25 protein-coding genes are annotated in these 22,025 nt (G+C 47.4%); 4 read left to right on the top strand and 21 right to left on the bottom strand.

The annotated features are described in order from the left end of the window. Positions 1-70: 70 nt before the first annotated feature. Complete coding sequence (locus GA693_RS09990; protein ID WP_160240946.1) at positions 71-1,369, bottom strand: SRPBCC family protein; 1,299 nt, start codon at positions 1,367-1,369, stop codon at positions 71-73. Between the two features lie 172 nt (positions 1,370-1,541). Between GA693_RS09990 and GA693_RS09985 the strand changes: the two genes are divergently transcribed. Together GA693_RS09985 and GA693_RS09980 are read left to right on the top strand one after the other, a co-directional pair. Further along, on the top strand, positions 1,542-2,039 hold the full coding sequence (locus GA693_RS09985) for a YcxB family protein (protein ID WP_005180217.1): 498 nt from the start codon (positions 1,542-1,544) through the stop codon (positions 2,037-2,039). 36 nt (positions 2,040-2,075) lie between these two features. Next, positions 2,076-2,717 carry a fumarylacetoacetate hydrolase family protein gene (locus GA693_RS09980; protein ID WP_016658545.1) on the top strand — a complete coding sequence of 214 codons (642 nt, stop codon included), beginning with the start codon at positions 2,076-2,078 and terminating at the stop codon, positions 2,715-2,717. A 69-nt stretch (positions 2,718-2,786) separates the two neighbouring features. Here the strand turns inward: GA693_RS09980 and msrA are convergent, their stop codons facing one another. From msrA to lgt, 9 genes are all read right to left on the bottom strand, one after another. Beyond that, positions 2,787-3,308 (bottom strand): peptide-methionine (S)-S-oxide reductase MsrA, encoded by a 522-nt coding sequence (msrA, locus tag GA693_RS09975; protein ID WP_005180210.1) that lies wholly within the window; start codon positions 3,306-3,308, stop codon positions 2,787-2,789. 65 nt (positions 3,309-3,373) lie between these two features. Continuing rightward, positions 3,374-3,835 (bottom strand): META domain-containing protein, encoded by a 462-nt coding sequence (locus GA693_RS09970; RefSeq protein ID WP_005180208.1) that lies wholly within the window; start codon positions 3,833-3,835, stop codon positions 3,374-3,376. Positions 3,836-3,910: 75 nt separating this feature from the next. Beyond that, positions 3,911-4,981, bottom strand: coding sequence for an Lnb N-terminal periplasmic domain-containing protein (locus tag GA693_RS09965; RefSeq protein WP_160240947.1), 1,071 nt, complete (start codon positions 4,979-4,981; stop codon positions 3,911-3,913). A gap of 29 nt (positions 4,982-5,010) precedes the next feature. Next, positions 5,011-5,523 (bottom strand): dihydrofolate reductase, encoded by a 513-nt coding sequence (locus tag GA693_RS09960; protein ID WP_016658548.1) that lies wholly within the window; start codon positions 5,521-5,523, stop codon positions 5,011-5,013. 100 nt (positions 5,524-5,623) lie between these two features. Further along, complete coding sequence (gene thyA, locus GA693_RS09955) at positions 5,624-6,466, bottom strand: thymidylate synthase (RefSeq protein WP_005180203.1); 843 nt, start codon at positions 6,464-6,466, stop codon at positions 5,624-5,626. A 201-nt stretch (positions 6,467-6,667) separates the two neighbouring features. Further along, complete coding sequence (locus GA693_RS09950; protein WP_005180198.1) at positions 6,668-7,159, bottom strand: lipocalin family protein; 492 nt, start codon at positions 7,157-7,159, stop codon at positions 6,668-6,670. 184 nt (positions 7,160-7,343) lie between these two features. Next, positions 7,344-7,718 (bottom strand): hypothetical protein, encoded by a 375-nt coding sequence (locus GA693_RS09945; protein WP_160232308.1) that lies wholly within the window; start codon positions 7,716-7,718, stop codon positions 7,344-7,346. After that, positions 7,719-8,096, bottom strand: coding sequence for a hypothetical protein (locus GA693_RS09940; RefSeq protein WP_160232309.1), 378 nt, complete (start codon positions 8,094-8,096; stop codon positions 7,719-7,721). 83 nt (positions 8,097-8,179) lie between these two features. After that, entirely contained in the window at positions 8,180-8,989 is an 810-nt protein-coding gene (gene lgt / locus GA693_RS09935) for a prolipoprotein diacylglyceryl transferase (RefSeq protein ID WP_005180193.1), read from the bottom strand. 94 nt (positions 8,990-9,083) lie between these two features. On the opposite strand from lgt, the gene GA693_RS09930 reads away from it, so the two are divergent. Further along, positions 9,084-9,866, top strand: coding sequence for an NRDE family protein (locus GA693_RS09930; protein ID WP_160241788.1), 783 nt, complete (start codon positions 9,084-9,086; stop codon positions 9,864-9,866). A 42-nt stretch (positions 9,867-9,908) separates the two neighbouring features. On the opposite strand, the gene GA693_RS09925 is transcribed toward GA693_RS09930, so the two are convergent. The 4 genes from GA693_RS09925 to tatA all read right to left on the bottom strand — a co-directional run bounded on the left by GA693_RS09925 (position 9,909) and on the right by tatA (position 13,784). Beyond that, positions 9,909-12,143, bottom strand: a complete 2,235-nt coding sequence (locus tag GA693_RS09925; RefSeq protein WP_160240948.1) for a PhoX family protein — start codon at positions 12,141-12,143, stop codon at positions 9,909-9,911. 171 nt (positions 12,144-12,314) lie between these two features. Further along, the gene (gene tatC / locus GA693_RS09920; protein ID WP_005180188.1) at positions 12,315-13,097 is read right to left on the bottom strand and encodes a twin-arginine translocase subunit TatC; all 783 of its coding nucleotides are present in this window, start codon (positions 13,095-13,097) and stop codon (positions 12,315-12,317) included. Continuing rightward, positions 13,094-13,540, bottom strand: a complete 447-nt coding sequence (gene tatB, locus GA693_RS09915; protein WP_160240949.1) for a Sec-independent protein translocase protein TatB — start codon at positions 13,538-13,540, stop codon at positions 13,094-13,096. The genes tatC and tatB overlap by 4 nt, the downstream gene beginning before the upstream one ends. Before the next feature lie 19 nt (positions 13,541-13,559). Then, positions 13,560-13,784, bottom strand: a complete 225-nt coding sequence (gene tatA, locus GA693_RS09910) for a Sec-independent protein translocase subunit TatA (RefSeq protein WP_005180185.1) — start codon at positions 13,782-13,784, stop codon at positions 13,560-13,562. Between the two features lie 161 nt (positions 13,785-13,945). On the opposite strand from tatA, the gene GA693_RS09905 reads away from it, so the two are divergent. Further along, complete coding sequence (locus tag GA693_RS09905; RefSeq protein ID WP_160240950.1) at positions 13,946-14,827, top strand: AEC family transporter; 882 nt, start codon at positions 13,946-13,948, stop codon at positions 14,825-14,827. A 195-nt stretch (positions 14,828-15,022) separates the two neighbouring features. Here the strand turns inward: GA693_RS09905 and rdgB are convergent, their stop codons facing one another. The 7 genes from rdgB to GA693_RS09870 all read right to left on the bottom strand — a co-directional run bounded on the left by rdgB (position 15,023) and on the right by GA693_RS09870 (position 21,925). Next, positions 15,023-15,649, bottom strand: coding sequence for an RdgB/HAM1 family non-canonical purine NTP pyrophosphatase (gene rdgB, locus GA693_RS09900; RefSeq protein WP_160240951.1), 627 nt, complete (start codon positions 15,647-15,649; stop codon positions 15,023-15,025). A 105-nt stretch (positions 15,650-15,754) separates the two neighbouring features. After that, complete coding sequence (locus tag GA693_RS09895) at positions 15,755-16,345, bottom strand: tetratricopeptide repeat protein (protein WP_005180179.1); 591 nt, start codon at positions 16,343-16,345, stop codon at positions 15,755-15,757. Beyond that, complete coding sequence (metW, locus tag GA693_RS09890) at positions 16,342-16,935, bottom strand: methionine biosynthesis protein MetW (protein WP_160240952.1); 594 nt, start codon at positions 16,933-16,935, stop codon at positions 16,342-16,344. Before metW ends, GA693_RS09895 begins: the two co-directional genes overlap by 4 nt. Next, a complete protein-coding gene (gene metX, locus GA693_RS09885; RefSeq protein ID WP_005180176.1) occupies positions 16,935-18,095 on the bottom strand; it encodes a homoserine O-succinyltransferase MetX in 1,161 nt (386 codons plus the stop codon). Before metX ends, metW begins: the two co-directional genes overlap by 1 nt. An 84-nt stretch (positions 18,096-18,179) precedes the next feature. Next, a complete protein-coding gene (leuA, locus tag GA693_RS09880) occupies positions 18,180-19,877 on the bottom strand; it encodes a 2-isopropylmalate synthase (protein ID WP_104471597.1) in 1,698 nt (565 codons plus the stop codon). 255 nt (positions 19,878-20,132) lie between these two features. Continuing rightward, positions 20,133-21,245 (bottom strand): alpha-hydroxy acid oxidase, encoded by a 1,113-nt coding sequence (locus GA693_RS09875; protein ID WP_160240953.1) that lies wholly within the window; start codon positions 21,243-21,245, stop codon positions 20,133-20,135. After that, the gene (locus GA693_RS09870) at positions 21,242-21,925 is read right to left on the bottom strand and encodes a Fe2+-dependent dioxygenase (RefSeq protein ID WP_005180172.1); all 684 of its coding nucleotides are present in this window, start codon (positions 21,923-21,925) and stop codon (positions 21,242-21,244) included. The genes GA693_RS09875 and GA693_RS09870 overlap by 4 nt, the downstream gene beginning before the upstream one ends. Positions 21,926-22,025: the final 100 nt, after the last annotated feature.

The following is a 22,025-nucleotide window of genomic DNA, read 5'->3' as shown; positions in this document are numbered from 1 at the left end:
TAAAGAATTCTGAAAAAACCGCACATGTTGCGGTTTTTTTGTGTCTATAATTTACTAAAACATTCCCGCATTATTTGATCTTCTGTTGAATCTTTAAGGTCAGCACGGTATTGCCACCCAAGGCCGGCAGCAACTCGTGATACGGCATACTGCGCATGGCGCGTAATAAAAACGGTGCCTGCGCATCAATGTTCATGGCGCTGGTCACATTCAGTAAACTGCCCTCGGCTTGCGGCAAAATCTGCATGCCGCCTTGCACATAGCGTAAATCTCCCCCCACCGCCTGAAACTGCTGCTCCAGAGCGCCTTGTGCCTGAAAACGCAGTTTAAAATCAAACGGAATCTGAATCACGCCCAGTCCGACCGAAATTTTATAGTCGGCATCCAGCTGCCGGGCAGAGGGCTGCTGAATATGAACTTTTTTAATTTGCCGTGGAAACAGGTGCTGGTAGGCCTGCGGTTCAAGCCAGGGTTTTAGCTTGCTGGCCGGCTGGGCATAGTACTGATAGCTGCTGCTAAAACGCATGATTTCCTGCTTTGCACCATAGGACACCTGATAGGCCGGTAAAATAAAGGATACGGGTTCTTGTGATTTCTGGCTGATCTGCCGGATTTTGTTCATCTGGCTGACACTTAATTCAGGGGCTGGTACGTCGCCGGCGGGTAAGGCTCGGGGTGTTGTGCTTTTAAATTTACGTTGCAGTGCTTCCAGAATAAAGGCATTGGTGCCGGCCGGCAGGCCCAGTTTGGCATCGGGCAGGGCATTCAGGATGGTACGAAATAAAAAGCCTTTGGGCTGCGCCAAATCTCCCCAGTGCGTGACCGTGACCAGCGTCTGATGGGCCGACAAGGCAAACCATTCTATTTTTCCGGCGCCATACGGAATGGGTGCGTCAATCACCAGGGTTTCAATACTGTTGTCGGTGAGCTGATGTTGCAGGATCACATCGTCTTTAAAGTTCAGCACCGGAATGGGCGTGGGAATATGAATCCGGTATTTGACCTGACTGATGTGCTGGCGCTGCTCCAGCATCTTGGCGCTTTTTAAGGTCGGAAACAGCTGGGCATAGCCTGAATAATCACTGAGCAGCGCCGCAACTTTGTGACTGGGCACTGGCAGCACCACCGCAGCGCTATAAAATTTGCCACGTTTTGTAGATGCGAAAGTTGGCAGCTGAATCGGTTGCGCGGCATGCGCATAAATCAGAATTCCATCTCCGGTCAGCGCGGCCAGCTGCTCGGCACTGCTGCCATAGCCTTGTAAACTGCCTGGCATTTTTCCTGTCCAGCGAACTAAACTGGCCCAGGCAGAAACCGGCAGCAGCAGACTGCAAAGCAGGGCGATCAATCGGGTGTGCGTCTGTGGCATAAAACATCCTGTTTTTGCTGTGGAGGTGAGCGAATCATCCCGTTTTGAATAGGGTTATTTTTTGAATGGTGGTTGCAGCATCATCATGACAGCACTGGCGAGAAAAAGAATAAGGAAATCACCTATTCTGGTGTAATATTTAGCGTAATTTAACTGATTTGATGATGAGCCGATGTCGGAACTCAAGCCTGCCTTGTCGCTACGTTATTTTTTAAATCTGGAAGAATCTCAGGATGGCTTTGCTCTGGCCACCTTTGGTAAAAAACAGTTTACCCGTTTTATTACTCCATTAATTAGTGTCGGGATTATTGCCTGGGGCATTTATTTGGGCCTCGATGGCGTGGGCCGTTACTATCTGGCATTGGGGGTATTTTTTCTGGTGCTACAGATGCTGATGCGTTACTGGTTCCTGCCAATGATGTTTAAGCGTCAGTTTGTCAAATACCAGTTTGGAAAAAGCGAACAGGGCATTGCGCTGTATCAGGATTATGCCGAGATTTCTGCCAATGGCCGTGACAAAGTGGTGCACTATAACGAAGTGCAGAATTTTGCTTCAGGCAAGCTGACCTATATGATTGAGCTGAAAAACCGCATGGTGATTATTGTGCCAAAACGCGTGTTTGAAAGCACAGCCGATCAGACCCTGTTTGAAAATACCTTTAAAAAATAAGCCTGTTAAAACCATCACATCATAAGAGGGAAGATCATGAATACACGTCCATCGAAAATTGTCTGTGTGGGTCGCAGTTATGCGGATCATGCCAAAGAACTGGGCAATGCGGTTCCTGATCGTCCGGTGCTGTTTATCAAACCGCCGAGCAGCCTGCGTCCGTTATCTGCCGGGATTGCCTGGAATCCGGCCTGGGGCAGCTGTCATTATGAATGTGAACTCAGCCTGCGTATTGACCAGCCCTTAAAGGCAGAAACCGATCCGCAAAAAGCCTTGCAGGCCGTGGGGGCGGTGACTTTGGGGCTGGACCTCACTTTGCGTGACTTGCAGGATGAACTGAAACAGAAAGGCCATCCATGGGAACGAGCCAAAGCCTTTGATGGGGCTTGTGTACTGGCAGACTGGGTCGATGTTGCAGAAATTAATGACTGGAAAGATGTGCACTATACGCTGCATATTAATGACGAACTGCGTCAGCAGGGGCATACCGCGCTGCTGATTTTTGAAATTGGTGCGCTACTGGCTGAAATTAGCCACAGTTTTAGTTTGGAGCCGGGCGATGTGGTAATGACCGGTACTCCGGCCGGGGTGGGTGCCTTAAAGGCCAATGACCAGTTAAGTATGCGTTTGCAGGGCAAAACCCGGGAATTTGTCTGGAGCACTTTTGTTCAGGCTTAACCGCCTCCCCAGACGACAAGGACTGCAATTGCAGTCCTTTTTTATTGAGCTTTTCGAGCCTTCCTGGTTTCAGTCTTTGAGTAAATCCTGAAACTTGCTATGCAGCTTCATCAGTTTGGGTGGAATTACAAAGTTGCAATAGCCCTGAGTCGGGTTATTGGCAAAGAAGTTCTGATGATAGGCCTCTGCCGGATAAAAACGCGGTGCAGCGGTCACTTCGGTGACCACAGGGATGCCTTCTGCCTTGAGCTGCTGGATCATCTGTTCGGCCTGTTGCTGCTGCTCCGGATTTAAATAATAAATCACCGAACGATACTGGCTGCCGACATCATTGCCCTGACGGTTAAGCGTGGTCGGGTCATGGGTGGCAAAGAACACATTTAACAGCTGGGTATAGCTGATTTGACTGTCATCGAAATCAATCAGAATGACTTCAGCATGGCCGGTATCACCATTGCACACCGCTTCATAATTTGGATTGTCCATCTGGCCGCCGGCATAGCCACTCACCACTTTGGCCACACCGCGCAGTTGGAGAAATACCGCTTCGGTACACCAGAAACATCCACCACCAAAAATTGCCTGTTGCATAGGGTCAGCCTTCTGTTTTCAATCGTTCATAAAAAAGGTCTGCAAAGGTGCAGGCCGGTGCAGTATTAACGCGGTTGTACGGCACTTTCCAGCTGAATCAGCAAATTGCCATAACGATCCAGCAGTTTCAGGGTTTTACCAAAGACCTGATAATGGGTCACTTTGGCCAGTGCTTCATTGAATTTCTGATCAATGCCATTGCTGTTGAGGCAGGCCATACGGGTGCCAGCCATTTGGCTTAGCGTTAGCGTGTCACGGCCGGCGCTGTAGCTGCCCATAATCCGGTTACAGCCATCGGCACCGCTAACGCGTTGGGTGGCGCTATCAAATTGCAGGCTTGGAATATTGTGGGCAGTCGGTTCGGTGCGAACCGCGGTATTGCCAATCTGGGTCACAATCCAAGTGCGGTTTTGCAGCTGGACAAGATTGGCAGTTTCAACGGTAGCACCCGGGGTTGGTAAAGTTTCACAGCCGCTAAAAACTAGGGCTGAACCTAAAAGGGCAACGGCAGCAAGATGTTTAAGCATATGGATTTCTCTTTATTTTAAAGCTGATGGATGTATCTAAACCAATTTTAAATTTGATCGCCAGTTAAAATTGTATCATTGATTTGACGGAGCGCCAGGAGCGGATGGCGCGGGCAAACCCTGCCGGATTAGTGCTGAAAATTGTGCACTATCCAGCTGGCCCGGCTGTTCCACACGCGGATTGATATAAGCGCGCTGATACCAGCTTTCAATGCTCAAGCTCTGATCAAGCGCCTGTAAATCATACAAATAATTGGGTAAATAACCCGAAGCTAGCAGGCGATAATCGGTGGGCAAGGTCTGGTTGGATACTGCCTGCACCATGTCAAAGACCAGGGTAGTGCAGTTACTGGTCAGGGTGTTATACCATTTGGGCTGTTGTGCCAGTTCATCGGCTTTGGTCAGATATTCCAGAAACAGGGCTTTTTGCATTTCTTGCGGCATCTTCAGCGGGAAAAAATAGACCTGTTCACCGCGAATATTACTGCGGGTATAGATAATATCTTTTTCATCCGCCGCCACCAGACTCAGTTCATATTTGCGGAAGAATCCGCCCAGCGAAGAAAATTCTTCATGGCGTTCTTTGCGGATTTCAATCGAAAAAGTCAGCGGTGCGGCATTGGCAAAATCGAAACTGACCAGGGTGTGGGCAATTTGTGGTCCCATCCAGTAGGAAGTGATGATGTTGACGCCCCGAATCTGGTTCAGGTCATAATGGCGACTTTCCCAGCGCTGCTCGTAGGAACCATCGCTGTGCCAGTTAAAGTTACGCACATTGTGCAGAATGACCTGATCGCCGTGACGCTCGGAATGTAACAGCTGCGCCACTTCGGGATTCCAGTCGCGGTCCTGGCGAGGTGGCAGGCCAAAATACCAGAGCTGGCTGCACAGAAACACCAGCAGATAAATCAGCACATCCAGTTTACGGCTAATCAGATGCCGGCTGATATAGATGCCCAGAATGCTCATGGCAAAGGCAATCCACAGGCCAATCAGGATCCGGCTAAACAGCAGTCCAAACGGCTGCTGAAACCACAAAATCAGCACCAGCCAGATCGAGCTGCCAATTACAAACAGGCTAAACAGGCCATGCAAACTGCCTTGAATCAAACGCTGTGCCAGTTCGGGCTGTTGGGGTGTCTGCATGCTGATGAATTCATTCAGAAAAATAAGCTTTATTTTCGGTAGCTGGCAAACTCAAATGCAATGCCAGTTTTGTCATCCAAATGTTGCTCGGCACTGACTTTCTGGAACGCTGCCGGAATTTCCGGATAATGTGCATCGCCCTGTACATCCAGCTCGACATGGGTCAGTTCCAGACGGTCGGCAATATCCATGGTCTGTTTAAAGATTTCACCACCGCCAATAATAAAAATACTGTCCGGCTTTTCTGAAGCCTGCACATCAGCCACGGCCTGAGTTAAAGCTTCTTCAATTGAATAGGCGACTTTGGTGCCCTCAAAGGCCCAATTTGGATCTCGGGTAATCACCCAATTGACACGTTTCGGTAAGGCACGACCCATTGATTCCAGGGTTTTACGGCCCATCACTACCACGCCGCCCTGGGTAATTTCCTTAAAATGTTTTAAGTCGGCAGAAATATGCCATGGCAAATCATTGGCTTTTCCAATACAGCGCTGCTGATCCATGGCCACCACGTGTACAACTTCTAAACCTTGAAATGCCATGCTGTTTCATCCATATCTCATGCGAAAAATTAACCCTATTAAAATGTAAAATCCCCCTCGATGAAAGGGGGATGGGGCATTTGTCCGGAATTAATTGGCTTTAAACCGCTACCGGGGCCTTAATTGCCGGATGTGACTCATAACCGACAATTTCAATATCTTCAAATTTAAACGCGAACAGATCTTTGACGTCCGGGTTCAGTTTCAGCTGGCACAGCCCCAGCGGTTCACGACTGAGTTGCAGTTGTGCCTGTTCAAAATGGTTGGCATATAAATGGGTATCGCCGCCGGTCCAGACAAAATCACCAACCTCTAGATCACATACCTGGGCAATCATATGGGTCAGCAGCGCATAGCTGGCAATATTGAATGGTACACCCAGGAAGACATCGGCACTACGCTGATACAGCTGGCAAGAGAGTTTGCCGTTATGAACAAAAAACTGGAACAGGGTATGACAAGGTGGTAATGCCACCTGACCGGCTTCCTGCGGATTCCAGCCCGATACAATTAAACGGCGTGAATTCGGGTTGGTTTTAATCTCATTGATTAGCCAGGAAATCTGGTCAAAACCATCCTGATTATAGCTGTTATCGGCATTTTTGCTGGCGCCAAAGTTACGCCACTGATGGCCATATACCGGACCAAGCTCGCCTTCAGGACGGCCGAAACGCGCCGTCTGTTCTGCCGTTGACCATTCATCCCAAATCGTAACTTTGTTGTCCTGCAGATACTGAACGTTGGTATCACCTTTCAGGAACCATAACAGTTCAATCACAATTGAACGGAAATGCACTTTTTTGGTGGTTAACAGCGGAAAACCCTGAGACAGATCAAAGCGCATCTGATGACCGAATACAGAACGGGTTCCCGTGCCGGTACGGTCGCCTTTGTCGCCGCCGTGGTCAAGGATATGTTGTAACAGGTCAAGATATTGGCGCATGAAATTCTCTCAATCAAATAGTGATGTGGCTCCTGTGTCGACCTTCATTGCAGCGCAAAAGGCTGGCTGTATTGAAGATCTTGGCTTTAAATGAGCACATAAAAGTGCAGCCATCATAACATTGATGCCGGGCCGAGATGAATATTCATCATCATTAAAAAAGGCATCTTAAAAAAGATGCCTCAGCAAAATAGCGGCAGCTTATGCGGTTGGCCGACCGGTGTGCGGGGTGTAAATCAGATCACTCAGGTCATAACCCAGACTTTTGGCCTGCGCCAGATATTCATTTTGTGTGGCTTCATCCAGCTGTGGATGACGATGCAGCAACCATAAGTATTTGCGGCTCGGGTCACCGACCAGTGCGGTCTGATACTCCGGATCAAGTTTTAAAATCCAGTAATCACCTTTGGTAAACGGAATCCAGCGCAGGCCTTCTGGCAAGAAGCTGACTTCCAGCTTGCCATGTTCAGCATCGACCGGGGTGGCTTCACCAATCGATTCATCTAGTTGACCCTGACCATCCAGACGGCGGTTTTGCACACGCACTTTGCTATCTTCATTCAGGCTGTAGGTGGCGGAAATATCGGTACTGTCTTCGGGTTCATGGCGCATTGGCAAACGGGCAATTTCGTACCAGGTGCCCAAATAACGTTGCAGGTTAAAACCGGAAATGGTGTTGAGTTCTGAATTCATAAACAACTTCCTGAATTATTTTCATAAAGACTGCAGTTATTCTAAGCAGGCTGAACGGGATTCGGGTTATTGTTGTTAGCGCTCCTGTTTCGGCATGTATGCAGTGTAAATTCAGCCCGGTTTTCTGTGCAGCAACTGCTACACAGGTTATTAAAATGCAAAAAATTGGACAGGAAAATAAAGCTTAGGAGTCAAACCGTTTGGCACGTTGCTGGTAGATCGACACCATAAACAGTCCTACCAAGATAAAGCCGAGTGCTTGCAAGGCCATGGCCCAAAGTTGCATTTTCGGTAGAAACAGCAGCAATACGGCCAGCAGGAGCAGCGGTGCCAGATTTAATCCCCCGTACATCAGCCTGCGCTGATGTCCTGGCCAGGAACGACTGTCGATCCATTGATACAGCAGATGTAAGCCCATGCCCAGAATCAGACTGAGGATGACCCAAAATGACGGCAGCTGTGCCTGCGTCGAAGCCAGATAAATCAGCAGACAGGTGCCAATACAGATCATCAGTTTGAGCTGACGATGACAACGCGCGGAATACCAGAAACTGAGCATTTATGCCTGATCCTGATGTTGATGCAGCAATGACAGTGGCGAGAACAGACAAATTGCCAGAGCCATAAAGCCAAGTCCTTGTGCGCCCGGTAATAAAATTTCACCCTGTTGCATATTCATGAAAATTAGTGCCAACAGCAGGGCAATCGGAATCCAGGTCAGCAGACGATACAGTAAACTGGTGGGACGTTGTGCCGCAAAATGAATTTTGCAGTAACGGCAAATCAGAAAAATAATTCCGGTGCCCATAAACATCAGGATGGCATCATAGGCCAGCGGTTGCATCCAGTATAAAACGCCGGTGACCACTGCAATCAGAATAAACAGCATGAGTTTTTGCAGTACGGATACGTTGGGATTAAACCAGAATTCGAGCATAGCCCACCAGATGAATTGTGCAAGGGTGCATGCACTTTAGCAAAAATGGCATAAAAAAAGCGAGGCCAATGCCTCGCTCCGGTTTAACTATTTTTCTGTGGGCCCCAGTCATAGATTTTTTTCTGGTAGGCGTACCACATCATCCAGAGACCGACCAGAATCATTGGCAGACTCAGGAATTGGCCTTTACTCATCCAGGCAATAAATAGCTGACCATTGTCCGGTTCGCGGAAGAATTCCACCACAAAACGCGCCAGACCATAACCAATCAGGAACAGTGCCGAAACCGCCATACGTGGACGCGGTTTGGAACTGAACCACCACAGCAGAATAAATAACAGCAGCCCTTCAAACAGCGCCTGATACAACTGTGATGGATGACGTACCAGCTGTAGTGGATCGGTCGGGAAAATCATGCCCAGTGCAAAGTTCGGATCACTGACCGGACGGCCATATAACTCGCCACCAATAAAGTTGCCGATACGTCCAAACATTAGCCCGGTCGGGACACAGGGTGCAATAAAGTCCAGGGTTTGGAACCAGGTCATCTGGTATTTTTTACACCAGAACAGCATAGCCAGCATGACCCCAAGGAAGCCACCATGGAAACTCATGCCCCCGGTCCAGACCTGAAACAGCCACACCGGATTGGCCAGAAACTGCTCAAAGCCATAAAAGAACACATAACCGACGCGGCCGCCAATGACCACACCCAGCGCGCCGTAAAAGATCAGATCCGAAACCATGTCCGGTGTCCAGCCACGCTGCTTGGCGCGATAGGTGGCCAGACCCCAGGCAAATAAAAAGGCCAGTAAATACATTAGTCCATACCAGTGGACTTGTAAGGGACCCAGCGATATCGCCACCGGATCAATATTTGGATAGGTCAGCATTCCTGTTCCTTGTCATTCTGTTTTGCACAGATTTTAGCTGAATAAGATGAAAAATGTTGTACATTCAATGTGTAAAGATAGCGAGCAGGAAATTATGTGTATTGTGGCCTTTGCCTGGCAGGTTCTGGATGAGCTGCCTTTATGTTTAATTTCAAACCGTGATGAGTTTTATCAGCGTCCGACTGCGGCGTTGCATGCCTGGGAAAATAGCCCGATTTATGCCGGACAGGACTTGCAGTCGGGTGGCACCTGGATGGGCGTGACCGCCAGAGGCCGCTGGGCCATTGTTACCAATTTTCGTAATGGACAGGATCAGCACAATTATCCGACCTCACGCGGCCATCTGATTCAGGATTTTCTGGAATCTGAATTAAGTCCAATTCGCTTTGTACAAGCCTTGGAGCCGCGCCAGTGTGACTATGCCGGCTTTAATTTATTTGTCGGCGACCGGGAACAGGCGGTGTATATGAGCAATCGAGGGGAAGCGCCGCAAGTGCTGGCCAAAGGGGTACATGTAGTGTCCAATGGCTTAATGGGTGAACATTGGGAAAAAACCGGGCATTTGCGTAAACGCTTTACCCAGGAATTTTTACCGATGTTACAGCAAGCCCGGATGCCAGAAGTAGATCTGCAGCATGCTGCCTGGGATATTCTGGAAGATGAACGCAAGGTGATTGCAGATTTATTGCCAGAAACCGGTATTTCTGTCGAGCTGGAAGAGTTATTGTCTTCGACCTTTATTCAGAGTCCGGCGTATGGTACACGCTGTTCCAATATTTTAAGATTAAATGCTCAGCAATGGCACTGGTTAGAGAAAAGCCAGCAGGGTGAAACCGCCGGACAGATCGTGGAGCTGAATATTCCATTACAGAAATAAAAAATACCGGCATTAAGCCGGTATTTTTAAGTGTAAGAAGGATTAAGCTTTAGATGGTTCTAAAGTTTCACCTGCAATGACACCACCATCTTTACGTGTGATTACAACTGTTGCAGAACGTGGTCGTGAACCTCGGCCGGTACTGATCAGATGACCCGGCTGGTTTGCAGGCCAAGTACCGCCTGGGTGCTGTACGTTGACAAAGATCGCTTTGTAGTCAGGTGTCATGGTTACCCCGGTAATTTCACAGCCTTTAGGCCCAACCAGGAAGCGGCGTAATTTTGAATCATCTAAAATGGCACCTGTAGGTGTTTTTTGAGTTCCATCTCCAGACTTGGCATTCTGTACAGAACCATCACCCACAGCACCTGGTAACGATGCCAGCATCATACAGTTTGTAGTATCTGTATAAGCACCATCATCAGTCTGAATCCAAAGCACACCACGTGGGTCAAACCACATACCATCCGGACTAGAGAAGTCATTGGCATCAGTTAAGCCAGAAAGGTTAACGCCTTCGATAGAGTCAGACTCTGCACCGAACAGGTAGATATCCCAAGTGAATGTTGTTGCGGTAACATCAGCATCCGGTTCACGGAAACGAATGATGTGACCATTGATATTGCCACGTAAGCGACCTGATGCATCATCATCATCGGCATAACGGCGTGGGTTTGCTGCATCTGTTGGATAGCTGCTGCCACGTGAAGAGTTATTGGTCAGAGTAACATAAACTTCGCCATTTTCTGGATTTACTGCAACCCATTCCGGACGGTCCATTTTGGTTGCACCAGCAGCATCGGCAGCAATACGTGCGTGAACTAAAATGTCAGCTTCGTCTTTAAACTTATAACGGTCATAAGCCGTGATACTTGGGTTAGACATAGAAAGTTCTAACCATTCACCCGTGGCTTCCCCCGTTGCTTCATTAAAGTCAAATTTAGCAACGTAGAATTTACCTCTGTTCATATATTTGTCGCCAGCGGCATAACCACCGTTGACATCTTTAGGATCCCATACTTCATCTGATACGAATTTATAGATATATTCGCCAGTAGAGTCATCACCCATATAGAAAGCAAGTGGCTGGCCAGGAATCGCGCGGCTGACACGGCAGTCTTCATGCGCAAAACGACCTAAAGCAGTACGTTTTACTGGACGTTGACGGTTGTCAAATGGATCGATTTCTACAATCCAGCCAAAAGTATTGACTGTGTTACGGAAGTCACGTGTTGCACTGGTGCCACTGACGATACTGTTCCAGCGACTGAATAACGTTTTGTCTGCGGTCAGTTGCGGATCAGTAATACTTTGCCAGTTATAACCTGAAGCATTTGAACCTATACGGTAACGGGTACCAATTGCATATTCAGTTTCAGCATCACGTACATCGCCTTGACGAGCGATATATTGGTTGAAGTTTTCTTCTGTGGTCAGGTAAGTTCCCCAAGGTGTATAACCATTACCACAGTTATTAATTGTACCGCGTGTCGATGTACCATCAGTACTAAATGCAGTTTTTACCAGATCAGTACCACGTACTGGACCGGCAAAATCAATTACAGTTGCGGCAGTAATACGGCGGTTAAATGATGAAAATGGTGAGTCTAAATCTACACTAATTGCTTGGGTTACCGGGTTTTTATTGATTGCAACAATAGATACACCATGCGCATTCACTTCACGGAATACTTCATCTTCAGTAATGCTTGAGGCACTGAAGCTTGAACCACGAGGGTGAAGGTCAGAACGCTGGAGATATTCATGATTCATAACCAATAAACCTTGGTTTGATTCATTGGCATCATATTTTAAGGTAGATGGATTCATACCAAAGAAGGTCATACCGTCATGGTTATCACCTACACGGCGGTCATAAGAGATCCCGCTTGGAATTCTGTTTTCATCCCAGACTGGAAGACGTGAATTCAGTGGATCGCCTACCGCATGAAGAATTTTAAAATCATACCCATCAGGTACTGTAAATTCACTGCGAGTATGTTTTTCAACTGGCGTAAACGAAAGTGATGAAGGACGCGTCGTTAAATCTACATCCGGATTCGGTGCTCCTGTCGCTGGAGGTACACTATTGTTGTTATCGTTATCATCACTACCACAACCTGTTAAGCTTGCAGCCAGTGTCATTGCGACAGCCCCACCTGCAGTCTTTTTAATTAAATCGCGACGATTCATTTGTTTGTTTAATAATTCAAAGAATTCTGGGTTCCCCGAATCGTTCATATCATAATTTTCATCAAGGTAATGTTGATCAGTCATGTTGTTCCCTAGCAAAATTAGCTGAGTTGTTTTAAAGTTGCTAACAACTTAGCGAGTCAATATGACAGTACCTTGAAGAAAATATTTCAAAAAAGTTAAATGAGAACAATGTTTTATTAAAATAAAAAAGAGCAGCCGGAGCTGCTCTTTTTTAATCAGGCTTGTAAAAACCTATTCTGCAGTCAGCCGACGCTTCTCAATCAGCTTGCCAGCAAATAAGCCCAATTCGAATAGCATCCACATTGGAATGGCCAGCATAATCATCGACAGCGCATCCGGTGGGGTAACAAACATCGAAACAAAGAAACAGCCGACAATAATAAAGCGACGTTTTTCGACCAGCTGCTGGGTACTAACCACACCAATTAAAATCAGCAATAGGGTAATAATCGGAATTTCAAAGGTAAATCCGAACACCAAAAATAGCTTCAAACAAAAAGTCAGATAACTATTAATATCGGTCATCGGGGCAACTGTTTCCGGTGACACACTGATGAAAAAGTGCAGAATTGACGGCAGTGCAATAAAGTAAGCAAATGAAATCCCAATATAGAACAGGGCAATACTGCTTATGAGCAATGGCAATGCCAGACTTTTCTCTTTTTCATATAAGGCCGGTTTTACGAAAGCCCACAGCTGATAAATAATAAACGGCATCGCAATCATCAACGCCACAAAAAAGTTCAGCTTAAACGGTGCCATAAAGGTGGCCGTGACATCGGTAGCAATCATGGTCGATGAAGTCGGCAACTGCGCACGCAGCGGTTCAGATAAAATCTGATAGGTGCGATTGGCAAAAGGCAATAAGCAGAAAAACAGTGCAATAACCAGGCCCACAATCTTAAATAAATGCTTGCGCAGAATCACCAGATGTTTGGTGATCGGCATTTCTTCTAAAGCAGCTTGCTCGCCCACTGTCGCCGCTGGCAATTGAGAAGGAGAACTTTGACTCATACAGCCACCTTATAATCGGTAAATTGTGATGTGGTCGGAGGGATAGCTTCAGTCGCGGTTAGCGGTTGATGCTGAGGACGCAGCAACAGCGAAGGTTGCGGGGCAATAAAGGTATAACGCGTCGGCAAATTTTTATTATCCGTTGCAGCGGTCTGGTTCGGTTGTTCTTCCGCGAATATTTTTTGTTGTTTTAGCTCATGCATCTGAGACTGCATTTTTTGCTCAAGTTCCTGAATACGTGCCATTTCCTGTTGCATCTGTTCACGCAGTTCAGAAAGTCGAAGTTCCCGATCAATATCATTTTGCACATTGCTGATGGTACGTTTAATTTTGCCGTACCACTTTCCAACAAAACGTGCAGCTTCAGGCAGCTTTTCTGGACCCAGCACCAATAATGCAATGATGCCGAAAAACAGCAGCTCCGCCATTCCAATATTGAGCATAACAAAATTACCTGAAAAATTATTGTTTTACAGTCGTGTTAACATCAGATGATGTCGCTTGATGTTCAATGGTACGTGGCTCGTTTAGGGCCGCAGTGGTCGTTTCATCATCTTTAATTGATTTTTTAAAGTCTTTAACCGCACCGCCCACATCTTTGCCTAAGTTTTTCAGTTTAGATGTACCAAACAGAAGAATCACCACAATTGCAAAAATCAGAACGTGCCAGATCGATAAACCAGCCATAATATTTACCTCTTTTTAATTCAAGACATATCTCAACAGGTCTAGATGACAGCGAGGTGACAGGAATATTGCGATTCAAAGACAGCAGATGGGCTAAAAGCATGTTGTGCCATCAATTATGTTAGGATAATCACCACTTTTCTGCCTTCCTGTGTACCCGCATGGCGCTGCTGCTTCCGTTAATTTCATTTCTGATTGGATACTTCGGGGTCGCGTATTTAAAGCCGTTGCGTTCGGTGCTAGCGATGTTACTGGCCCGGCTGTTTATTCCGTTACTGATTATCTACAACATGGTGTTTTATCAGGACGGCAGCTTGTGGCTGATTGGTTTTAGTCTGATCAGTTCCATCCTTTTCTTTGCAGTCTTTTATGTCTTGCAAAAAGATAAACTGATCGCACTGTGCTTCAGTTATTTAAATGGGGCCTGGCTGGGTTTTCCCTTTGCCTTGGCCCTGTTTGGACCTGCGGCCAGCAGTATTATTGTGGCGCTGTATATTGGCGGATCCTTATTTGGCAATGTCTGTGCGGTGATGGCGGTGAGCCAAACCCGGCAAGAATTAAAGTTTATTGTTAAAAATGTGCTGCTTTCACCGCCGGTGATTGCCCTGAGTCTGGCGGGTATTCTATCTTTTTGGGATGTGAGCCAGTTTGAACATCAGACCTGGGTACAAGTGATTTACCAAAGCAATAAAGTACTGGTGACCTTTGCCGGCATGTGCGTGCTGGGGATGTGGCTGAGTAAAGTTCGGATTGGCTGGGCTGACTTAAAGCGTAGCCTGGGTTTACTGGTCGCACGTATTCCGCTGGCCTTGTTGCTATGTGCTGTGGCGTACTGGTGTTTACCCATTCCGCAGCAGACCTTGATTTATGCCGTCATGCTGATGTTTTTCCTGCTGCCACCGGCTGCCAATATTGTGGCACTAGAAACCCATTATCAGGGCACCGGTGATTCTGCCAAATATATTGCCTCAGGAACGATTGCCAGTGCGATTTTGATTGGCGTATATGGCGTGGTGGTGCATGCGGTGGTGCCGGGTTTATAAATCAAAAAGTTCTCTCTCCCTTTGGGAGAGAGTTAGAGAGAGGGTATAAAAGTTTTTGAAAGTCCCTCTTTATTAAAGAGGGGGATTTACGGAAACCCTTTGTAGAAATGAGCAATATTTTAGCGTCAGAAGAAAGATGTATAGAAGAATCTCTCCCAGCCTCCCTTTTTCAAAGGGAGGAGTTTTAAAAGGATGTTACTTCTCCAAACTTGCTTTAAACAGCTGCATCGCCTGACCTCGATGGCTGATCTTATTTTTTTCTTCCTTGCTCATCTCGGCGCTGGAAATACCCAGCTCCGGTAACCAGAACAGTGGATCATAACCAAAACCATTTGCACCACGTGGTGCATCCAGAATTTCACCTTGCCAGATGCCCTGGAAAATTTGTGGTAAAGGATCTTCGGCATGCTGCACCAGGGCCAGAACACAGACAAACATGCCTTCAATAGCGGTTCCGTCTTTACGTAAAGGCTGTAAGTCTGCCAGCAGTTTTTCATTATTGGCAGCATCGTTGCCATGTGCGCCAGCATAACGGGCAGAGTAAATTCCCGGTGCGCCGCCCAGTGCCGGTACGCAAATCCCAGAATCATCAGCAATCGCAGGCTTGCCAGAAATTTTAGAGGCATGACGCGCTTTAATAATCGCATTTTCAACAAAGCTCAGACCATCTTCAATGGCATCTTCAATATTGAGCTGGCCTTGCGGGATGACATCAACCGGTAAATTCAGTTCTGCAAACAGTTTTTCAAATTCCGCAATTTTGCCTTTATTATTGCTGGCCAGAACCAGGGTGCCTTGAGAGAGCCAAGCAGGTGCAGTCATCTCGAATTACTCATGATTGAAAACATGCCGGCTAGTTTAACCGAAAACCACCAGACTACAGGCATGAAAAAAGCACCCGAAGGTGCTAGTGTTTTTGAACCTGGCTTATTGTGCCTGAATCCATTTGTCGGCACGGTCACGTGCCTGACGAATCTGTTCTTGGGTCAGGTTGGCGGCCAAGGCCGTTTTTTTGCCTTCAGATAAAGAAATTACTTTATTGTCGAGCATGCCATCACGGGTAGACAGTTCATACCACTGATAAGCGCCCATATAGTTTTTCTTTTTCTCTTCCATCATCGCCAGGTTAAAGCTGGCACGGTTATCACCGCGACTGGCCGCTTTTTCAAAATACTGACGGGCCAGGACTTCATCTTTTTTGGTGCCAATGCCATCAGCCAGCATACGGCCTACGTTCAATTGGGCTGAAGACAGTCCCTGATCGGCAGCGGCTTTATACCAGGCAAAGGCTTGACGTTCATCTTTAGCGACATCTTGGCCATGCAGATATTTGGTTGCCAGATAGAACTGCGCACCAGCCTGACCGGCTTTGGCGGCTTTAATCAGCCCCTGAATGTCCATCACCGAATACTGGGCGGCCTGGCTCGATACCGAGCTGCCTGGCGCCACGTAATCTGCATGCGCCTGCAGGCTAAAAAGTCCAACCAGTAGCGTCGTGCTTAATAATAATTTTTTCATAGAGCGCTCACTCGATAAATTGCGACTTCACCAAACAGATTCGGGATATGTTTACTGAGTAAACTAACTTGTTGATCCCCATTCACAGCGAGTCGATTAATAATACGGATATTGTTTTCAGCACAGAGTGCTTCGAAATCACGGAAAGTACAGAGGTGGATGTTCGGGGTGTTGTACCACATATACGGCAAAGCTTCTGAAACCGGCATTTTCCCTTTCAGTGCCAGGAAAGAACGGGTCTTCCAGTGGGCAAAGTTCGGAAAGGTAATAATCGCCTGTTTTCCGACACGCACCATATCACGCAATAATACGTCAGGTGCATCTACAGCTTGCAAGGCTTGTGCCATGACCACATAGTCAAAAGACTGGTTGGCAAAGCGGCTTAAACCGAGGTTTAAGTCTTGTTGGATGATATTTAACCCCCGACTGACGGCAATTGCAATCTTTTCTTGGTCAATTTCCAGGCCGTAAGCACGAATATTGTGCTTTTTACTCATGTGGGCCAGCAGTTCACCATCACCACAACCAAGGTCTAAAACGCGGGAACCGGGTTTAATCCACTTTTCGGCAAGTTGCTGATCAATACGCATTACACAGCCTCCTGCGGGGTCGCCTTGAGGTGTTCAGCACCTCCCAAAAATGCTCTTAAAGATTTGACATATAAAGGAATCGGGAACAGGAAGGAGTCATGGCCCTGTTCGGCATCAATGTCTAAATAGCTGACTGGTTTATGGTTGCTAATCAGCGCATCGACAATTTCCTGCGAACGCGAAGGCGAGAAACGCCAGTCGGTGGTAAATGAAATCACCAGGAACTGACATTGGGTATGGGCCATGGCCTGTACCAGCGACTGTTCGTATTCACGCGACGGATCAAAATAATCCAGCGCCTTGGTCATAATTAAATAGGTGTTGGCATCAAAGTTACGGCTGAACTGTTCACCTTGATAGCGCAAATAGCTTTCCACCTGAAACTCGACATCGAAACCGTACATGAATTTGCCCAGTTTCAGGTCACGGCCAAATTTCTGCTTCATGGCTTCTTCAGACAGATAGGTGATGTGTCCGACCATCCGCGCCAGAATCAGGCCACGTTTTGGATAGCTGTCATGTTCCAGATAACGGCCATGATGAAAATCAGGATCAGAAAGAATCGACTGACGCGCGACTTCATTAAAGGCAATATTCTGTGCCGACAGTTTTGGCGCACTGGCAATAATCACACATTTTTCCAGACGGTCCGGATAATCAACCGACCATTGCAAGGCCTGCATGCCCCCCAAAGAACCGCCAATCACTGCATACCATTTTTGAATGCCTAAGCGGTCTGATAGCATGGCCTGGGTTTTGACCCAGTCACGCACCGTCACCAGCGGGAAATCCGGACCATAAGGGCGGTTTTCATTTTCCGGGTTGGGTGAGGTTGGACCGGTCGAACCATGACAGCCACCAATATTGTTCAGTGCCACCACAAAGAATTTAGAGGTATCAATGGCTTTGCCCGGACCAATACAGCTGTCCCACCAGCCAGACTTTTTATCATCTTCATGATGATAGCCCGCCGCATGATGATGCCCGGACAGGGCATGGCAGATTAAAATGGCATTGGATTTGTCGGCATTCAAGCTTCCGTAAGTTTCAACCATCAGTTCAAAACGTGGCAGAATGCGTCCACATTCCAGCTCTAACGGCTCTTCAAATTGAAACTGTTGTGGCGTTACGACACCCACAGAGTTAGCAGGGAAAGACACAGGAATAATTCGCCTTAGAATCTTTAGAATGAATAAATAAAAAGGATACCACTTGGGGTATCCTTTCTAAAGTACTTTATGTGCTTAAACGGCAGCAGCAACCAATTGTTCTTTGCTTAATACGCCCTGATCAATCAGACGGTTAGTGCTGGCAATAATGGCTTCAATGGATGAAGTCACAATGTTGTCATGCACCCCGGCACCAAAGGCAGATTTACCGGTACCTTTCACCTGCAACTCAACCAAGGCCAAGGCTTTGGCATTGGCACCCGAGCTGATGCCGCGTTCTTCATAGTTCAAGACATCAATTGGTAACTGCAAGGCATCCAAAATGGCCGAGATCGGACCGTTACCTTCACCGCGCAACTGCTGTGTCGAGCCATTCACCACCACTTCAAGTTCAATCACCTGTTTGCCATTGTCATCAGACAATTTATAGCCCTTGGCAGAATAATGTGAATCTTTGGCATCGATATAGGTTTGCTGGAACAATGACCAGATTTGCTGTGCTGAAATTTCAGTGCCTTCTTCATCGGTCACTTGCTGTACCACTTGCGAGAACTCGATTTGTACACGACGCGGCAACACCACGTTGTAGTTCGATTCTAACAAGTAAGCAATCCCGCCTTTACCTGACTGCGAGTTCACCCGAATCACGGCATCATAGTCACGGCCCAAGTCTTTCGGATCGATTGGCAAGTAAGGCATATCCCAGATTTCTTCGTTTTTCTGGTATTCAAAGCCTTTTTTAATCGCATCCTGGTGTGAACCCGAGAACGCCGTGAAGACCAAATCACCGGCATATGGATGACGTGGATGCACAGGTAAACCGGTACATTCTTCTACGGTCGCAATAATTTCGTTGATGTTAGAGAAATCCAATTCTGGTGCCACGCCCTGGGTGTACATGTTCAAGGCAATTGCTGCCACGTCAACGTTACCGGTACGCTCGCCGTTACCAAACACACAACCTTCAACACGGTCTGCACCGGCCATAATCGCCAATTCAGAGGCAGCAATACCACAGCCACGGTCGTTATGACAGTGAACAGAGATGATCACTCCATCACGACGTTTGATGTTGCGGTGCATCCACTCGACCTGGTCGGCATATACGTTTGGAGTCGAAACTTCTACAGTCGCAGGCAAGTTTAAGATGACTTTGTTTTCAGGAGAAGCTTCCCAGATTTCAGTCACGGCGTCACAGACGTCTTTAGCCACTTCCAATTCGGTTGCGGTGAAACATTCCGGGCTGTACTGGAAAATCCAGTCGGTTTCAGGATATTGCGCTGCGTATTCTTTCACTTTTTCAGCGGCGTTAATGGCCAACTGTTTGGCACCCGCGACATCAACATTCAAGACTTTTTGACGGAAAGTTGGCGAGTTGGAGTTATAGATATGCACAATCGCGCGTTTTGCACCTTCCAATGCTTCAAAGGTACGCTGAATCAAATGGTCACGTGCCTGAACCAAAACCTCGATATACACATCATCTGGAATGTGGTTTTCTTCAATCAATTTACGGGTGAAATCGAAGTCAATTTGTGAAGCAGACGGGAAGCCAATTTCAATATGCTTAAAGCCAATTTTCACCAACATCTGGAACATTTTGAACTTCTGTTCAATGCTCATTGGTTCGAAAATTGCCTGGTTACCATCACGCAGGTCGGTGCTCATCCAGATAGGCGCTTTTGTAATTTCGTTGTTCGGCCATTGACGGTCTGGCAAGTCAACACGTTGATACATGCGACGATATTTTTTACTTGGATCAGCCAACATCATGAGGTAACTCCTTGTGAAGCATGGGTTGCTTAAGCTTATAAAAAAGCAACGTACTACTTATATAGATGGTATCTATGGTATCAATTTACAAGCGTATTTCCGGAAAATATTAGGATCAGTCCACATTTTCAGAAAGAGTTGCTACCTGGCTGGTACCGTTCGCGGTCTTGCAAATTCCTAAGATAAATATAAGCCAACTGAAGTGGAAATTATTCTCTTAATTTGCATCATTAAAGGTTGTGGAGATAAAAAATTTCACTGGATCTGGTTTTTGTGAAAAATATAGCGACTATTGATCTCTTGCAGGCGCGCCGTTCCCATTAAAGCCATGGTCACTTCCAGTTCTTCCCGCAAAATTTTAATCACATGCGCCACACCTAACGCACCGGCTACTGCCAGACCATAAATATACGGCCGGCCAATCAGCACGGCGGATGCGCCCAAGGCCAGCGCCTTAAAAATATCGGAGCCGCGGCGGATGCCACCATCCAGCACTAAGGGAAAATTTGCCGGCAGTTGTGCGCGTATCATCTGTAGAGCTGTCAGTGGGCTAATGCAGTCATCTAGCACCCGGCCACCATGATTGGAAATGACCAGTCCCTGTACACCGTATTGCAATGCCAGTTGAGCATCTTCAGGATGCACAATGCCTTTGAGCAGCACCGGTAAAGACGTTTGCTGTACCAGCCAGGCGATATCTTCCCAGGTCGGTGCCTGTTGCATCAGACCATCAAACAGGGGGTGTTGCCCGGGTGTGAGGGTGGGGGAGGTAAAGGAAGATAGATGCGGATGAGGCAGATGCGCCGGCACTTGAAAACCGGCCCGACGTTCACGGTCACGAACGCCGCTATGCGGTGAATCGACGGTCACCACAATGGCTTTAAACTGTTGTTGCTCTGCCAGTTGCACCAGTGCCAGCGATTGTTCGCGATTGCCTTGCCAATACAGCTGAAACCATTTAAGAGAGGTTGTTGGCGCAACTTCACGCAGATCGGTAGTACTTAAATGACTCAGGACCAGATTACTGCCCACTGCTTCTGCTGCGAGGGCAGTGGCAAGTTCGCCCTGTGGATGAAACAGTTGCTGATGGCCAACCGGGGCTAGAAAAATTGGATGGGGAAATTCCTGCCCGAACAGTTCGCAGCGGGTATGGCCTTGGCTTAGGTCACGCAGCATTCTGGGCAGCAGTTGCAGCTGCTGAAACTGGTCCAGATTCTGTTGCAGGCTGCGCTCATCCATGGCGCCGCCTTGTAAATAGTGCCAGGTGGCCGGCGTTAAATGTTTGCTGGCCTGAGCTTCATAGTCAGCAATGGTTTGCAGATAGGCTGGAATCTGGGTAAGTGGCGGCAGTGGCTGGGCAGATGTCATAGTTCGCCCCATTGACGCAGCAGATTATGATAATGCGCGGTCAGTTGCAGCACTTGTTCATTATCGCCAAGTTGCTGACGCAGTTGGCCAATGGTCATATCCAGATTAAACAGCATGCTGCGCTGCCAGTCATCGCGAATCATGCTTTGTGCCCAGGTAAAGGCGGCAATGCGCCGCCCGGCAGTGACCGGTTCTACCCGGTGCAGGCTGGTGGCGGGATAGAGAATCACATCACCGGCATCCAGCTTGACTTCATGAGCCCCGTAAGTGTCTTCAATCACCAGTTCACCGCCCTGATATTCTTCCGGTTCAGACAAAAATAAGGTCATGGAAACATCAGTACGAATCAGCTGCTGATGTGCAGCCGAATAATGCACGGCGCTGTCGACATGATTGCCATACGTCCCTTGCTGCTGATAGCAGTTAAACATTGGCCGCAGAATATGTTTGGCTAAGGTCGCAGATTGTACCAGCGGATGCTGTCTCAGTGCCTGTTCAATCTGTTCAGCCAGCGCTGGATACACCAGATGCTGTGGGTCAAATTGCAGATTGTGTTTGCTTTTTTTTGCCTGTGGCCCGGCACTGTGCTGGCCATCAATCCAGGCGGTATGCTGGTTAAGCTGCTGACGAATATCAGCCACGGCCGCTTTACTGAGAACTTGAGGAACATGCAGCATCATGAGACTTGAATCATCCTTCAGACAGAGCGCTGTCTGTCATCATATAGCCAAATAAAAAATGAAGCAGCATTTCAGATAAATGCTGCTTCAACAGAACAAA

It is taken from the genome of Acinetobacter indicus (genome assembly GCF_009914475.1).
Classification (GTDB): Bacteria; Pseudomonadota; Gammaproteobacteria; order Pseudomonadales; family Moraxellaceae; genus Acinetobacter; species Acinetobacter indicus.
The sequence above is the reverse complement of the archived record's forward strand: the minus strand, read 5'-3'. Positions and strand labels throughout refer to the sequence as shown.

What these genes read in the sequence shown, in the direction of transcription:
- GA693_RS09875 (WP_160240953.1), bottom strand. Translation starts at nt 21,245, where the DNA reads ATGACATCTGCCCAGCCACTGCCGCCACTTACCCAGATTCCAGCCTAT.
- thyA (WP_005180203.1), bottom strand. Translation starts at nt 6,466, where the DNA reads ATGCGCCAATATCTTGACCTGTTACAACATATCCTTGACCACGGCGGC.
- leuA (WP_104471597.1), bottom strand. Translation starts at nt 19,877, where the DNA reads ATGATGTTGGCTGATCCAAGTAAAAAATATCGTCGCATGTATCAACGT.
- metW (WP_160240952.1), bottom strand. Translation starts at nt 16,935, where the DNA reads ATGCGTATTGATCAGCAACTTGCCGAAAAGTGGATTAAACCCGGTTCC.
- GA693_RS09985 (WP_005180217.1), top strand. Translation starts at nt 1,542, where the DNA reads ATGTCGGAACTCAAGCCTGCCTTGTCGCTACGTTATTTTTTAAATCTG.
- GA693_RS09980 (WP_016658545.1), top strand. Translation starts at nt 2,076, where the DNA reads ATGAATACACGTCCATCGAAAATTGTCTGTGTGGGTCGCAGTTATGCG.
- GA693_RS09965 (WP_160240947.1), bottom strand. Translation starts at nt 4,981, where the DNA reads ATGCAGACACCCCAACAGCCCGAACTGGCACAGCGTTTGATTCAAGGC.
- GA693_RS09870 (WP_005180172.1), bottom strand. Translation starts at nt 21,925, where the DNA reads ATGATGCTGCATGTTCCTCAAGTTCTCAGTAAAGCGGCCGTGGCTGAT.
- GA693_RS09895 (WP_005180179.1), bottom strand. Translation starts at nt 16,345, where the DNA reads ATGAAAAAATTATTATTAAGCACGACGCTACTGGTTGGACTTTTTAGC.
- GA693_RS09930 (WP_160241788.1), top strand. Translation starts at nt 9,084, where the DNA reads ATGTGTATTGTGGCCTTTGCCTGGCAGGTTCTGGATGAGCTGCCTTTA.
- tatC (WP_005180188.1), bottom strand. Translation starts at nt 13,097, where the DNA reads ATGAGTCAAAGTTCTCCTTCTCAATTGCCAGCGGCGACAGTGGGCGAG.
- GA693_RS09940 (WP_160232309.1), bottom strand. Translation starts at nt 8,096, where the DNA reads ATGCTCGAATTCTGGTTTAATCCCAACGTATCCGTACTGCAAAAACTC.
- GA693_RS09925 (WP_160240948.1), bottom strand. Translation starts at nt 12,143, where the DNA reads ATGACTGATCAACATTACCTTGATGAAAATTATGATATGAACGATTCG.
- rdgB (WP_160240951.1), bottom strand. Translation starts at nt 15,649, where the DNA reads ATGACTGCACCTGCTTGGCTCTCTCAAGGCACCCTGGTTCTGGCCAGC.
- tatB (WP_160240949.1), bottom strand. Translation starts at nt 13,540, where the DNA reads ATGCTCAATATTGGAATGGCGGAGCTGCTGTTTTTCGGCATCATTGCA.
- msrA (WP_005180210.1), bottom strand. Translation starts at nt 3,308, where the DNA reads ATGCAACAGGCAATTTTTGGTGGTGGATGTTTCTGGTGTACCGAAGCG.
- GA693_RS09905 (WP_160240950.1), top strand. Translation starts at nt 13,946, where the DNA reads ATGGCGCTGCTGCTTCCGTTAATTTCATTTCTGATTGGATACTTCGGG.
- lgt (WP_005180193.1), bottom strand. Translation starts at nt 8,989, where the DNA reads ATGCTGACCTATCCAAATATTGATCCGGTGGCGATATCGCTGGGTCCC.
- GA693_RS09960 (WP_016658548.1), bottom strand. Translation starts at nt 5,523, where the DNA reads ATGGCATTTCAAGGTTTAGAAGTTGTACACGTGGTGGCCATGGATCAG.
- GA693_RS09950 (WP_005180198.1), bottom strand. Translation starts at nt 7,159, where the DNA reads ATGAATTCAGAACTCAACACCATTTCCGGTTTTAACCTGCAACGTTAT.
- GA693_RS09970 (WP_005180208.1), bottom strand. Translation starts at nt 3,835, where the DNA reads ATGCTTAAACATCTTGCTGCCGTTGCCCTTTTAGGTTCAGCCCTAGTT.
- GA693_RS09990 (WP_160240946.1), bottom strand. Translation starts at nt 1,369, where the DNA reads ATGCCACAGACGCACACCCGATTGATCGCCCTGCTTTGCAGTCTGCTG.
- tatA (WP_005180185.1), bottom strand. Translation starts at nt 13,784, where the DNA reads ATGGCTGGTTTATCGATCTGGCACGTTCTGATTTTTGCAATTGTGGTG.
- GA693_RS09945 (WP_160232308.1), bottom strand. Translation starts at nt 7,718, where the DNA reads ATGCTCAGTTTCTGGTATTCCGCGCGTTGTCATCGTCAGCTCAAACTG.